Genomic DNA, 13,847 nt, shown 5'->3' on the forward strand with positions numbered 1-13,847 from the left:
TGGGTTGGGAACGTACCGGGCCGGCGCTCGAATCCAAAGGTACGTCGGCGGTTACGTGCGGCGGCCGCGGTCGCCGCACGTAACCGCCGGAGCGTATAGTGTCGGCGAACCATACACTGTCGATTTGCCTGTTGCGCGCCGCCGTCAGATCGGTTATGACCTGGCCGTCCGTGCGCGTTGCGACGTATGAGGAGAAATTATGACCGCATCACCTTCGAATCGCGCCATAACCGCCGAGGAAGTGCACCACTACAGCGAGGCGTTTACGGCTGACCGCGCCAACCGCGTAGCCGCGAACGCCGCCGTGGCAAGCGGCGTGCTCAGCGCTGCGACAAGCTATCAGGGACTGCGCGAGCTACCGCACGAATTTTCGGTCGAGCTCAAACAGGGCTCAATCACCAATCAGGAGCGTTCCGGGCGTTGCTGGATGTTCGCGGCACTCAACACGCTGCGCTTCGAAGTGATGCACCGTTGGAATCTCGAGGATTTCGAGTTTTCCGAGAATTACCTGTTCTTCTGGGACAAGATCGAGAAATCGAACGCTTACTTGGAAAACGTGCTTGACACGCTCGACGACAGCACCGAAAGCCGACTGTTCCAATCGATCAATGAGTATCCGGCCGAAGACGGCGGCTGGTGGCAAATGTTCGTAAACCTAGTGAACAAATACGGTCTCGTGCCGAAATCCGCCTACCCCGAATCGGCGAATTCACGGAATTCCGACGCTTTCACCCAGTACCTGGCCGCCAAGCTGCGCGAGTTCGCATCCGCTCTGCGCGACCGGCACAGCAAGGGCGCCGGCATCAACGAGCTACGCGAAGAGAAGATACGGGATATGGAGGTCATATACCGCATCTGCGCGATCTCGCTCGGCGAACCGCCTGAACATTTCGATTTCCTCGCTCGCGTGAAGGATGATGACGACAAGGGCGGCACAGACGACAAGGACCGGACTGGAACTGGGTCGGCCAAAGCTGCCAAATCGACCGAATCCAAGGATTCTCCCGACACAGATGCCATCAAGCGTTCCGGCACCGATACCCGCCTGCAGATCTGCGCCTACGGCATCACGCCGCTCGACTTCTACCGCCGCTACGTACCGGTCGACGTCAACGATTACGTCACGCTGGCGAATGTACCGATGGCGAGCCGCGCATATAACACGCGTTACCGCATCAAATACTCGACCAATGTGGCCGAGACCGAACAGCTCGAATTCGTCAATGTCACGCTCGACGCGTTCCACAAGGCCGCTGTTAACCAGCTCACCGCAGGTCACCCCATCTGGTTCGCGTGCGACTGCATGCAGTACTCCCTGCGCAAGGACGGCATCTTTGACCGCAATACAGTGCGCGTGGACGAGCTCTTCGGCACCGAATTCACCTTTGATAAGGCGCGCGGCCTTGAATACGGCGAGCGCCCGAGCAACCACGCGATGACACTCACCGGCGTGAATCTGGACAAGGACGGCAAGGCCGACCGATGGAAAGTCGAGAACAGCTGGGGCAAGGACACCGGCAAGGACGGCTACTACGTGGCCTCCGACGACTGGTTCGGCAATTACGTCACCGAGCTGGTCATCCGCAAGGACTACCTCGACTCCGATACCCTTGCCGCGCTCGATACCGCCCCGGTCGAGCTCGATCCGTGGCAGCCGCTGACAAGGCCATGCAGGTAATGGTTTAACGGGAACTTGCCGGCTGAGTGCCTAGACCAGCACAGTGCCGTCTGTCTAACGGCTCAGCATCCTTTTTACGCCTAGGCGGGCTTTGCGGCCGGTGGCGCGCAGCCCGCTGCGCACGCCATAGCCGCGCCTGGCAAGCTGGGCGCGGACAAGCTTGTCGCCTTCACAGAAAATCAGCACGGTCATCGACAGGCCGAGGCAGATGAGCCATTGCATACCCGTGAGCGGAACCACACCCAGCACGGCGGCCGACGCGGGAATATACATGACCACCGCGTGTATCGCTATCGCCACGACGGCCGCGATGAGCAGGAAGGGGTTACGCATGGGATTGAGGCTAACCACTGAGATATTCTCCGAACGCGCCGATGCCGACATGAAGAAGCTGAACAGCACCAGCAAGGTCAACGCCATGGTTCTGGACGATACCACGTCGTAACCGGTATCGATCATCACACGGAACATGACGAGGATGCACGTCGCCATCCATAGCCCGCAAACCGCCGTTCTAGCCCACAAGGCCATCGAAAGCAGACCTTCATGCGATTGACGCGGCGGCCGCGAAAGTTCGTCGCCTTGTCCGGGTTCGAAGGCGAGTGCGATGTCCTGCACGCCGTTGGTGACGAAATTAATCCACAGCATCTGCAGCGGCATGAACAGCAGCGGCATGTCAGCGATGACGTTGACGCCAACGGCGATCATGGCCGCGACTGCGGTCGACAACAAGAAGTACGCCGAACCGCGCGATGCCTTGAACGTCACACGCCCTTCGCGCACTGCTTTAATGATCGTGACGAAATTATCGTCCGTAAGCACCACGTCGCTGGCCTCTCGCGCCACATCGGTGCCCGACTCGCCCATTGCGATGCCCACGGAAGCTGCCTTGAGTGCGGGAGCATCGTTCACGCCATCGCCCGTGACCGCCACCGTCTGGCCTTCGTCCTGCAGAATCTCGACGATGCGCAGCTTGTCCTGCGGCGAGACCCTGGCAGCGATCGAGGTCTCCCGCAACCGGCCTTTGAGCACTTCGTCGCTCATGTCGAGCATCTCGCTGCCGGTGATCGCGTTGTCGGTGTGCTGCAATCCGAGGCGCTCTCCGATCGCCCGCGCAGTGAGCGGGTGGTCGCCGGTGATCATCTTGACCTCGATGCCGGCTTGCGCACACTGTTCGATCGCCTCGCGCACGCCTTTTCTCGGCGGATCCATCATGCCTTCGAGGCCCAGGAAGCGCATGCCATGGGGGCTGCGGTAATCGCCGGGATGAATTTCGGCGCTGAACTCGCGCGCGGCCACGCCGATGACGCGCAGACCCATGCCGCCCATCGTCTCGTAGGTCGCGTTGATCAGATCGTAGTCCATGGGCTCTTCGCGCGGATGTGCGGGTTCGCCGACACTGGTTGAATCCTCAGCATCGTTGGAACCCGTGGTTTCGGTGTATTCGACAGATTCCGCAGACTCGACGGCACCGGCGGCCTCGACGGAATTGTCGTCAACCGGGATACCGGCGTCGGTCAGCCCATCGCGCTGCGCAACCGTGTCAGCTTCGATGGCCATCGTCGTGCACATGCCGGCGACCGTATCAGGCGCGCCCTTGACATACTGCGTGTAGCTGCCATCCTCATTGCGGCACATGGTCATCGAGTAGCGCAATTCCGGCTCATACGGCGTTTCGAGCACAATCTCGGCCGCACGATCCTCATCCGTGACGGCACCTGTCTCGTCAGCTATGCGGGCCATCGCCATATCCACGGCATCGCCGCTGTATTGGATATTGCCGTCGTCATCCGTGCTGCGCCGCACCTCGTTGGTCAGCGCGCCGGCACGCAACAGGCTCAGCACATCCTGAGAAAGCGGCGCGGCCGATAGCGAAGCCATGGCATTGTTCAGCCCGCGCTGTGCATCCAGCTTGTTGTTGTCGGTGGCAGCGGTGTCGCCTGAACCGCTCTGGTCGCTCATGTCGCCCTGTTCATTGCGCCCAGCCGTGTCCGCCTGGCATTGCCGCGGCTCGCCGCCGCCGATCGAGCACATCTCGACCGTCATACGGTTCTGGGTGAGCGTGCCGGTCTTATCCGAGCCGATGACCGTGGCCGATCCCAAGGTTTCCACGGCCGGCAGCCGTCGTACGATCGCATTGTGCCTCGCCATGCGCGAGACCGCCAACGCCATGGCAACCGTGAGCACGATCGGCAGGGACTCGGGCATGGCCGCCACTGCCAGCGCAACCGAGGAGAGGAAAGCGTCGGTGGGATTGCCATTGATGATCCAGCCGCCTGCAAAGACAAACAGCGCCACAAGAATGACCGCGACGGCGATGCCACGTTCGGTGCGGTTCATGATCTGCTCGAGCGGCGTGGTGGTGTGGGTCGTGTTGACCATGTCGTTGATTTCGCCCAACTCGGTGTTCGCGCCGGTGCCGACGACCACGCCCCGGCCGCGCCCGCCGGTCACCATCGTGCCGGAGAAGGCGATCGATTTGCGATCGCCCAGCGGCGCATCCTTGTCGCTCACTTTGGTGTTCTTGCTGGCGTCGTCGCTTTCCCCGGTCAGCATCGATTCATCAATGCGCAGATTATTGGTTTCGATCAACCGCAAATCAGCGGGAACCCGGTCGCCGCTTTCCAGCAGCACCACATCGCCCGGCACGATGGACGGCGTCGACATCGTGGTCACCCGCTTGTCGCGAACCACCCGGCTCGTAGGCGTCGAAAGCGAAGCCAGCGCCTTCACCGCTTCGCCCGCCTTGACCTCCTGGTAGAAACCGAGAATGGCATTGAGCAGCAGCACAACGAAGATCGCCAACGCATCCACATGATGATCCAGCACCATCGTGATGATGCCACAGACGATGAGCACCATGATGAGCGGGCTCCTGAATTGCAACAGGAACATCTTCCATTGAGGGACTGCCACCTCCTGCTCCAGCGAATTCTCGCCGAAGAGCTCGAGCCTGCGCTCGGCCTCGTCCTGGGTCAGTCCATGCACCGAAGTCTTGAGCGATTCGATAGTCCGCTCGGGCGTCAGACTGTGCCATATCTCTTCGGAAGCCTCGGACTCAGACGGGGTCGGACCGTCTGAAGGCCCGGAAAAATCGGAAGCTCTGGATGGATCGGTGGTTCCCGGGGCGTTGTCAGCGTGGTCGTCCGCGTGTATATCGTTGCCATTCTGCGCCGGCTTTGGATCATCTGCAGTTTTTACAGCATCACCTGTTGGGGCATCGTCCACCGTCGGGCGTGGCCTCGCAGCATCCTTAATCATGGCAGCTGCGGCATGCGCTGAGGCGGCGCCCTCTTTCGCCGAATCCGTTGTTGCTTGGTCTGTCGTCGGATCCCTGATTCCCGTGGCTTTCCCCATCTCGGGTTCATTCGCCGGCTGCTCGTTCGCCGCATTGCTCGTCTTATTCGTCGTCGTTGCACTGGTCATAGTCGCACGGCCTTTCGATCGTCATGGTCGGTTTCGGTCAGCAATCGCACGCACATGCCAGATAACGCACGAATCCCCATTCGCACATCGGCATATGTCGCAATCTCTTCTATGAACCTAACAAACTCGTGTAACGTCACTCCTCTCTCGGTGAACAAATTCGTTGCGTGTCGTATTCCGGTTCCGGCAAAGAGAAACCCGGCGGGGGGAAGACCGCCGGGTCAGAGAGAAGAGAGAAGAAGGGTTCAGTTATGGGGCTTGTCTCCAAACCTCGCCGGCAACTGTTCTTGTCGACAACTCTTATATAACCCGCTGTTTCTTGGAGGAACGATAGGTGCGTCTCAAAAAACCCTGTGAAACGTGTAACGATCGTGTGACATGCGGGCATGAAGCGGGGTCCACTGCCCCATTTGTGCCGCTAAACCGGGGGAAACGTCACGAAAGGGACAGCACGGCAGCCAGTACCAGCCGCAGACAATTTCTATTCGTCGGCAGCGCCAGCCTCGAGCCTGGCCTTGGCAGCCTCGAAGCGCGCCTTCTTGGCGGCTTCGCGCCCGGCCAGTTCGGCCTCGAAGCGTGCAAGTTCCTCGTCGACGGCCTCTTTGGGAATCTTGGCGAAGATCGGAGACGGCTTAGGCACCGGAGCGCCGGGCATTAGCGGCTCACTCACCCATGGGTGCACGGTTTCGCCCATCACGTAGTCGCCGGTGATAATCGGATAATGGAAGCCGGGCTCGTCAAGGTCCTCAACCTCCTCGATGCGCGGCAACGGCGAGAACGTGCCCGTGCCGCCCAGCGCCTCCCAGACCTTCTGCGCGGAATGCGGCAGGAAGGGCGCGAGCAGATGATTCGCGTCGGACACGGCCTGTGCTGCCACATGCAGCACAGTTGCCAGGCGCCTTTCGTCATCCTTGATCTTCCACGGCTCGGCGGCGGAAATGTATTTGTTGGTGTCACCGACCACGCGCATCGCCTCGGACAGCGCGTTCTTCTGACGATGGCGCTCGATCAGGCCGCCGACGATGTCGAATGCGTCTGATGTCTCCTGCAGCAGCGCGCGATCCTCCTCGGTCATCGAATCCTCGTCCAGCTCAGGAATCGCGCCGAAATTCTTGTTGATGAGGTTGGCCACGCGGTTGACGAGATTGCCCCAGCTTGCGGCCAATTCCTCGTTGTTGTGCCGGACGAACTCAGCCCAGGTGAAGTCGGAGTCCGAGCTTTCCGGGCCGGCCACCGAAATGTAATAACGCACGGCGTCAACCGGATAACGCGCGAGGATGTCTTTGACATAGATCACAATGCCACGCGAAGAGCTGAACTTCTTGCCCTCCATGGTCATGAACTCGGAGGCCACGACCTGCTCGGGCAGATTGAGCGGGCCGAGGTCGCCGACTTCGCCACCTTTGGAACCCTGCCCGTTATAAGCAAGCATCTCCGAAGGCCAGATCTGCGAATGGAAAGTGATGTTGTCCTTGCCCATGAAGTAGTAGGCCGGCGTCGAATGATCGTTCCACCAGGCGCGCCAAGCCTGTGGGTCGCCCTGCCGGCGCGCCCACTCGATGGAGGCCGACACGTAGCCGATCACCGCGTCGAACCACACGTAGAGCTTCTTGTTCGGGTTGTCGATCCAGCCGTCGACCGGGATGGGGATGCCCCAGTCGATGTCGCGCGTGATGGCGCGGGGGCGCACCTCTTTGAACAGGCCGAGCGAGAAGTTGATGACATTCGTGCGCCAGCCCTCGCGCGTCTTGAGCCAGGCGAGATTGGCCTCGGCGAGCGCCGGCAGATCGAGGAAGAAATGCTCGGTCTCTTCAAAGCGCGGCGTTTCGCCGTTGATCTTCGAGACCGGGTTGATCAACTCGTCGGGGTCGAGCTCATTGCCGCAGTTGTCGCACTGATCGCCACGCGCGCCGTCCGCGCCGCAGATCGGGCAAGTGCCCTCGATGTAGCGGTCGGGCAGCGTGCGCCCGGTCGACGGGGAAATCGCGACTTTCTGCGTGCCTTGGTAGATGTAGCCGTTCTTCAGGCACTGTTTGAACATCTCCTGCACCACATGCTCGTGGTTGCGGGTCGTGGTGCGGGTGAACAGGTCATAGCTCAATCCCAGATCGCACAGATCCTTGGCGATGACCCGATTGTAGCGATTGGCGAGCTCCTGCGCACCCACGCCCTCGTTCTCCGCCTCGACCAAGATCGGGGTGCCGTGCTCGTCGGTGCCCGAGACCATCAGCACGTCGTTGCCCTTCATGCGCTCGTAGCGCGCGAAAACATCCGAAGGCACACCGAAACCGGCGACGTGGCCGATGTGACGGGGACCGTTGGCATACGGCCATGCAACATTCACCATAATATGAGTCATAATCCACGATTATCTGGCTCAGCGGGGACAGAACCGCTTTCTTCCGCCAATCCCACCGGCTTGTTCGCCCGCGCGCCTACGGCATCCCGTGATATCCATCTGCCGGCAAGCGCGATATGCGAAAGCCATCTGGCGCATCTGGCAATACGTCCATGCTGCATGCGCTGATATGGCTGCGGCATATAGCGTCTTGTCCGCGGACATATCCCATGATTTGCCCGCCGACTTATTCATGGACGCATCAACGATATCCGCTGTTCTATCGCATGGTAAATTCCTCATGTTTCTATCGACTTATCCCGTGACTTATCCACATTGCGACCCCTTTATCTGCTGGTTTTCCACTTATCCACAATTTCGGCATCTTCACAGGCATGAAACGCATTCTTCATTTACAGTCGGCGCATGGACACAACAACAGCCTCGATGCCGGGCGCGGCGCTCCCCGGCATCGCAAAGGCGATCCACGCGCCGTCCACCGTTCTGCGCGCCCATGATCTGCCGGGCCCGATGATTTTGCAACGCCTCGCGCTCGTAGGCGCTGTGCACAAGCTAGACAGCGCGAGCGCCTACCTCGCCGAGCACGCCGACACGCTCTACGGCCGCGGTGCCATCGTCAAATCGGTGGCACCCGGCGGCACGGTGTCGTGCGCGGTAAGCGCGGCGTGGGTGTGGCTGGGCGGGAGCTTCCCGAAAACCATCGATATCGTTTCCTCCTCGCATTTTCGATCACTGATCTACGGGCGCAGGATACGCGTCTTCAACCGCAACACGCCGCCCGAACACCTGACGACGGTCGGGCAGCTGCGGCTCACGACTCCGCAGCGTACGGCATGCGACATTGCGCTGCTCTCCGACGAGGAGTCGATCGATATCCGAGCCAACGAAATGGTCTGCTCGCTGATGGAAAGCTACGCCTTCCGCCCCACGGATTGCCTGCATATCCTAGCCGCCAACCGCTTCTGGCAGAATGCCCCACGGGCGCGGCAGTTCTTCAGCGTCATCGAGCACTGCTTCTGAGTGGAGATGCTGCTGCAGCCCTCGCAGAGCTCCGCTGACAACGGCAGGCGAGCCCGGTTTTGCGGACAGTCGTCTCGTAAGCAATCGCTGCAACGGTCAAGCCATGCTCCAGCGCATCGGATTCAGTGCAATACAACGAATCCGCCACGACTTTTCTCAGCTCAGGAATCGCAAGGAGGCCGGCATATGGTTCGTTCGCGCGCTCACCAGCGACTGGCTCTGCTGTTCAACGGTGCCAGCTCGGATGTGGCGGCTGTCCGCCGGCTTGACCGGCTGCGGCATGATGCAACGCAGAGCGCAGCGGAAGTGCAGCCACAGCGGAACAACGAGCCGCCGCAGCCTCCACTGGCGCTCACGCCGCTGGTAGCGTGCAGCAGCGAGGACGACGACGTGCTATGGCATATCGCCCGCGAAGCGCCTGAGCTTCGACGCTGGCTGATCGCGAATCCGCGCGCCGATGCCAATCTGCTCGAATATGTCGCCCAAGCAGGCGGTCCCGGGGTGAAAGAAGGCTTTGAGGTGTTGTTCGAATCGCTCGGGCAATCCCCAGCATCAGCCGGGTCATAGCCGCAAACGTCAAATGCCGCGTACCCGCTGAATCCGCCTACGCAGGAACCGGCTGAAAATCAGCGATGCCGCCGAACCCGAGCCCATCGCGAATGCACCGGCTGCCGAACCCGTAGTTGTCATTTACTAAGCAGATTTCCAGGAAAACGGCCATCGCAGGCGTTTCAGAGCTTTACCATGCGACGCAGAATGGCGTAGTTTCAACGGTATAGGCGAACGCGTGCCAACCGTATACTTTGGCACCTGCCAAATAGGCGATACAAGTGCTTAATAAACGCGCGGCATCTAGCATGCGCCATCCCGCAGCACAAGCACGGCCGCGTAGATCTCTTTGCGATTGGCGAGGGAGCCGTCCGGCAACGGATGCTCGGCGACGATCTGGGCGATGGAGTCCTTGATGCGCTCACCCTGCGACTGCGATCGTTTCAGCGATAGCGCGGCCAGCTCATCGACCCCGAGAGCATCGGGGGTTTCCAGTGCGGCTGTTTCGTCGTCTGCGCCGCCGATGACGAGCACGAGCTCCCCGCGCGGCGGGTCATCGATGACTGATTGGCGAATCCTTTCGACGCCTCCGCGACGAATCTCCTCATAGTCCTTGGTCAGTTCGCGGCACAGCGCCATCGGCCGGCCGGGCCCGAAAGCGGCCAGCAGATCATCCATCGAGTCGGCGATGCGGTGCAGCGTTTCATAGAACACGATGGTGCGCTGTTCGGCGCGAAGCGCACGTAGGCGCTGCATGCGCTCGGCATGCCTGCGCGGCAGAAAACCCTCATAGCAGAAGCGATCCGTCGGCAAGCCGGACAAAGCGAGCGCATCGAGCACTGCGCTGGGCCCGGGTGCGCATGTCACCGGGATGCCGCGTTCGATGGCGCAGCGGACGATGGCCAGACCCGGATCGTTGATCGTCGGCATGCCGGCGTCGGACACCACGAGCACGCTGGCGCCTTGAGCCACTTCGTCGAGCAGTCCGTCGGCCTTGTTCCGCTCGTTGTGGTCGTGATAAGCGATGACCTTGCCGTTTACGTGCACGCCCAAGCGGTTGGCCAAGTCGTACAGTCGCCTCGTATCCTCCGCCGCGACAATGTCGACGTGCTCCAGCAGCGCGACCAGCCGCGCGGAGGCATCAGCCGTGTTACCGATCGGCGTCGCGGCGAGGATGACGGTGCCAGAAGGCACAAGGGCCGCCCCATGCGGGTGGCGCCTCTCCTGCAACGGCTCGCCCCCGGGCGCCGGCTTGTCCGCTGCTTGCGCGGATTGCATATCTTCCGTTTCCATACCCCCAGTATCGCGCACCGCGCCCACAACAGGCATTCGCAACATGCGGCCGCCCCCTATGTGCTGCCATGCGCCGCACCGCAATATGGATAATCGGGATAATGTAGTACCAGAACAATGTCGGGACAAGTCAGAAAGGGGAGCCATGCCGTCATCCGTCAACCCGTTTGCTGCGCATCGCCGCACCCCCCAACCGCAATCTCGTCAAGACCGCGGCGCGACCGCGCCCAGCCGTCCAGTCATGTGGCTGTTCACGCTGCTCATCGCGGCCTTCGGCGGGCTGCTGCGCTTCCTGCGGCTAGGCGAACCGCGCGCGATCGTATTCGACGAGACGTATTACGTCAAGGACGCGTGGACGACGCTGCTGACCGGAGAGCCGCGCAACTGGCCGAAAACCGTGACCATCGGTGGCATGAAACAGACCATCGACGCCGCATTCGCCGGCGGCCATGTGGACGGCTGGTACGGCACAGCCGAATACGTCGTCCATCCGCCGGTGGGCAAATGGCTGATCGCGGCAGGGCTCAAGCTCTTCGGCGGAGCCACAAATCCCTTTGCTTGGCGCGCCGGCGTCGCCGTAGCAGGCACCGTGGCGATCATTCTCATGATCCGCGCCACGCTGCGGCTGTTTCGCAATCCGCCAGTTGCCTTGATCGCTGGCCTGCTGATGTCGCTCGACGGGGTCGGCATCGTGATGAGCCGCACCGGGCTGCTCGACAACTTCATCATGGTGTTCGCGCTCGCAGCGTTCAGCCTGCTGCTCATCCACCGCGACTGGGCACGCGAGCAGTTGCGCGAGCACTATGCGGTCGATTCGCATTCCCGCTCCGCCACATGGCTTCCGAGCGCTTCACAGCACGGCAGGCCTTTCGTGCTCAATATGCGAGGGCCTTGCATTGCCCTGTCATGGTGGCGGGCGGGGGCTGCGATTCTGCTCGGCCTGGCAACTGGCGTGAAATGGTCCGGGATATACCTGTTCGCCGTATTCGCCGTTATCAGCGTGGCATGGGACGCGTGGGAACGACATCAAATCGGCTACCGCGGGTGGCTGGGCAGCGGGCTGGTCAAGGACGCCCTGCCGAGCGCAGCCTTCATGGTGCCGCTGTGGGCGGGAACGTACGTGGCCGGCTGGTCGGGCTGGTTCATCCATAAGGATTCCTACATGCACGACTGGGCGAGCATGAACCCCCGCGAAGGCGTGACCTGGCTGCCTGAAGCTCTGCGATCCTTCGTGCAATACCATGTGCAGATGTGGCAGTTCCATACCACGCTGGACTCGCCGCATGCATACAAAGCCAATCCGCTGACTTGGCCGCTGCAAGTACGCCCGACCAGTTTCTACTGGGAGAAGCTGCCAGGGCACCCCGGTTTGTGCTCGCTGTCACCCAGCTCACAATGCGTTTCAGCGGTCACCTCACTGGGCAATCCACTGATCTGGTGGCTGGGGTCACTTTGCGTGATCGTCGGCATCATCGTCGCCATCACAAAACGCGGCGACTGGAAGATCTGGGCTGTACTCGCCGGATTCCTCGGCGGCTGGCTGCCGTGGGCGCAATATCTGAACCGTACCACCTTCACGTTCTACTGCATCGTCATCCTGCCTTGGATCGTGCTCGCGATCTGCTACGTGGCCGATTGGCTGCAGGAGTGCATTTCGCGACGCGCTTGGAAGATCAGCGTCGGGGTCATTCTGGGATTGATCGCGTTGACGACATTGTTCTTCTACCCGATCTGGACCGCGATGCCCGTGCCATACGAATTCTGGCTGGATCATATGTGGTTTAAATCATGGATCTAGCAGAAGGAGCTTCATGCAGTACATTCAGCAGCCGATCACCGGCCTCGACGGCAGCAAGGCGCAATTCGTCGGTTATGTGATCGACAATAGCCCGGAAATCGATATGCAGCGCGCACGACCGGCGGTGTTGATTCTGCCCGGTGGCGGATATGAGATGACCTCGGACCGCGAAGCCGAGCCTATCGCACTCAAGGTAGTCGGCGCGGGCTATCAGGCTTTCATTCTGCGTTATTCGGTATGGCCATCCGTATACCCGACTGCATTGCTGCAGGCCGCCGAGGCGATGACGATCATTCGCACGCACGCCGACGAATGGCATGTGAACCCCGAAGCCATCACGGTCGCTGGATTCTCGGCCGGCGGGCACTTGGCAGGCACTCTCGCCACGACAGCCGGCAACGACGATTTGCGCAGGCACGGCTACGACCCCGATGCCGTGCGCCCCAACGGCTTGACGCTCGCCTATGCAGTGATCGATTCCGGGCGTTTCGCGCACCGCGGCAGCTTCGATCATCTGCTCGGCGAGCGCAAAAACGACCCGGAGTTGCTGAGTCAATTGTCGATCGACAAGCACGTCGATGCCAAAACGCCACCCACGTTCCTCTGGCATACGATCACCGACGAGACCGTGCCCATCGAAAACGCGTTGCTCATGATCGCCGCTTGTCGCAAAGCGAACGTATCCATAGAAGCCCATCTCTACCCATCCGGCGGCCACGGCCTCGCGTTGGGCACCCCCGGAAGCTCCTGGCGAGGCGTTGGCTGCATCGAACCATGTGTGCAAACCTGGCCCAGGCTGTTCACCGACTGGATTGGACGCACATTCGGCGCATAAGTCAGCACAGGCTCTGATAGGGCTGTGGTGTATGGTGGAATGCGCATTGCGACCACGTATGACAGGACTTCCATGGGCTTCATTCACTTTCTTATCGAGCTGCTGAAAGACCCGCGCACCATCATCGTTCAGTGGATCGCCATGGGAGTGGTGCCGACGTTGGGCTTTATCTTCCTGATTGTGTTCGTCGAGACCGGTGTGGTGTTCTTCCCATTCCTGCCGGGCGATTCGCTGCTGTTCGCCGCCGGATTCTTCGCCGCGCCAGACGCGGCCACCGGCAAGCCCGGCGCGCTGCCGATCATGGCGCTGCTGCCAGTCGTATGGGCCGCGCCGATCATTGGCGACCAATGCAATTACTTCATCGGCCACTTCTTCGGCAGACGCATCATCGCGTCGGGCAAAGTCAAGGCGATGACGCCCGAACGGCTGGCCAAAACCGAATCGATGATCGAAAAATGGGGGCCTTTGGCGGTTTTCATCGGCCGCTTCTTTCCCTTCATCAGAACATTCATGCCGTTCATTTCAGGCATCTTCGGCATGCGCTGGGCGCGCTTCACACCGTTCTCGCTGCTAGGCGGGCTGACGTGGTCAACGCTGTTCACTTTGCTCGGCTACTTCTTCGGCGGCATCAAAACCGTGCAGGATCACTTCGAGCTGGTCATCGTCATCATCCTCCTCATCTCCATTCTCCCCACCGTCATCGGGCTGCTCAAGGCCAAGCTCGGCAAGAAGGAACCGGCGCTCCATGGCGCCGCACACAAATCATAGAAGAATCGTAGATACACCAGACCATCCCGGATCATTGATGATCATCAATGATCCGATCCTGCTGCAGTGACGAATGGGGGGAAAAAATCCGGCTGGCCAATCTATCCGGATTAACTGATTC

General features: G+C 60.8%; 9 protein-coding genes. 6 read left to right on the forward strand and 3 right to left on the reverse strand.

All coding sequences use genetic code 11. The features are described 5' to 3' along the window. Positions 1-199 precede the first annotated feature (199 nt). Positions 200-1,678 (forward strand): aminopeptidase C, encoded by a 1,479-nt coding sequence (locus LKG04_RS02590; RefSeq protein ID WP_291761980.1) that lies wholly within the window; start codon positions 200-202, stop codon positions 1,676-1,678. Between the two features lie 54 nt (positions 1,679-1,732). Here LKG04_RS02590 and LKG04_RS02595 read toward each other — a convergent pair whose 3' ends face one another. Further along, positions 1,733-5,104: a cation-translocating P-type ATPase gene (locus LKG04_RS02595; RefSeq protein WP_291761978.1), complete on the reverse strand. Its 3,372-nt coding sequence runs from the start codon at positions 5,102-5,104 to the stop codon at positions 1,733-1,735. A gap of 481 nt (positions 5,105-5,585) precedes the next feature. Further along, the gene (metG, locus tag LKG04_RS02600; protein ID WP_291761976.1) at positions 5,586-7,463 is read right to left on the reverse strand and encodes a methionine--tRNA ligase; all 1,878 of its coding nucleotides are present in this window, start codon (positions 7,461-7,463) and stop codon (positions 5,586-5,588) included. A gap of 405 nt (positions 7,464-7,868) precedes the next feature. Between metG and LKG04_RS02605 the strand changes: the two genes are divergently transcribed. Together LKG04_RS02605 and LKG04_RS02610 are read left to right on the forward strand one after the other, a co-directional pair. Next, a complete protein-coding gene (locus tag LKG04_RS02605) occupies positions 7,869-8,483 on the forward strand; it encodes a hypothetical protein (protein WP_291761974.1) in 615 nt (204 codons plus the stop codon). Between the two features lie 186 nt (positions 8,484-8,669). Continuing rightward, on the forward strand, positions 8,670-9,050 hold the full coding sequence (locus LKG04_RS02610) for a hypothetical protein (protein WP_291761972.1): 381 nt from the start codon (positions 8,670-8,672) through the stop codon (positions 9,048-9,050). A 285-nt stretch (positions 9,051-9,335) separates the two neighbouring features. Here the strand turns inward: LKG04_RS02610 and rsmI are convergent, their stop codons facing one another. Beyond that, a complete protein-coding gene (rsmI, locus tag LKG04_RS02615; RefSeq protein WP_291763218.1) occupies positions 9,336-10,310 on the reverse strand; it encodes a 16S rRNA (cytidine(1402)-2'-O)-methyltransferase in 975 nt (324 codons plus the stop codon). Between the two features lie 256 nt (positions 10,311-10,566). Here rsmI and LKG04_RS02620 point away from each other — a divergent pair, with 256 nt between their 5' ends. From LKG04_RS02620 to LKG04_RS02630, 3 genes are all read left to right on the forward strand, one after another. Then, positions 10,567-12,123, forward strand: a complete 1,557-nt coding sequence (locus tag LKG04_RS02620) for a dolichyl-phosphate-mannose--protein mannosyltransferase (RefSeq protein WP_291762003.1) — start codon at positions 10,567-10,569, stop codon at positions 12,121-12,123. A 13-nt stretch (positions 12,124-12,136) separates the two neighbouring features. Continuing rightward, entirely contained in the window at positions 12,137-12,958 is an 822-nt protein-coding gene (locus LKG04_RS02625; RefSeq protein WP_291761968.1) for an alpha/beta hydrolase, read from the forward strand. A gap of 72 nt (positions 12,959-13,030) precedes the next feature. After that, the gene (locus LKG04_RS02630; protein WP_291761966.1) at positions 13,031-13,726 is read left to right on the forward strand and encodes a DedA family protein; all 696 of its coding nucleotides are present in this window, start codon (positions 13,031-13,033) and stop codon (positions 13,724-13,726) included. The last annotated feature ends 121 nt before the right edge of the window (positions 13,727-13,847 follow it).

The organism is Bifidobacterium sp. (assembly GCF_022640935.1).
In the GTDB taxonomy this organism is placed as follows: Bacteria; Actinomycetota; Actinomycetes; order Actinomycetales; family Bifidobacteriaceae; genus Bifidobacterium.

Excerpts from the sequence above, each read along its gene's own strand:
- LKG04_RS02630 (WP_291761966.1), top strand. The coding sequence starts at position 13,031 with ATGGGCTTCATTCACTTTCTTATCGAGCTGCTGAAAGACCCGCGCACC.
- LKG04_RS02625 (WP_291761968.1), top strand. The coding sequence starts at position 12,137 with ATGCAGTACATTCAGCAGCCGATCACCGGCCTCGACGGCAGCAAGGCG.
- LKG04_RS02620 (WP_291762003.1), top strand. The coding sequence starts at position 10,567 with ATGTGGCTGTTCACGCTGCTCATCGCGGCCTTCGGCGGGCTGCTGCGC.
- rsmI (WP_291763218.1), bottom strand. The coding sequence starts at position 10,310 with ATGCAATCCGCGCAAGCAGCGGACAAGCCGGCGCCCGGGGGCGAGCCG.
- metG (WP_291761976.1), bottom strand. The coding sequence starts at position 7,463 with ATGACTCATATTATGGTGAATGTTGCATGGCCGTATGCCAACGGTCCC.
- LKG04_RS02605 (WP_291761974.1), top strand. The coding sequence starts at position 7,869 with ATGGACACAACAACAGCCTCGATGCCGGGCGCGGCGCTCCCCGGCATC.
- LKG04_RS02610 (WP_291761972.1), top strand. The coding sequence starts at position 8,670 with ATGGTTCGTTCGCGCGCTCACCAGCGACTGGCTCTGCTGTTCAACGGT.
- LKG04_RS02590 (WP_291761980.1), top strand. The coding sequence starts at position 200 with ATGACCGCATCACCTTCGAATCGCGCCATAACCGCCGAGGAAGTGCAC.
- LKG04_RS02595 (WP_291761978.1), bottom strand. The coding sequence starts at position 5,104 with ATGACCAGTGCAACGACGACGAATAAGACGAGCAATGCGGCGAACGAG.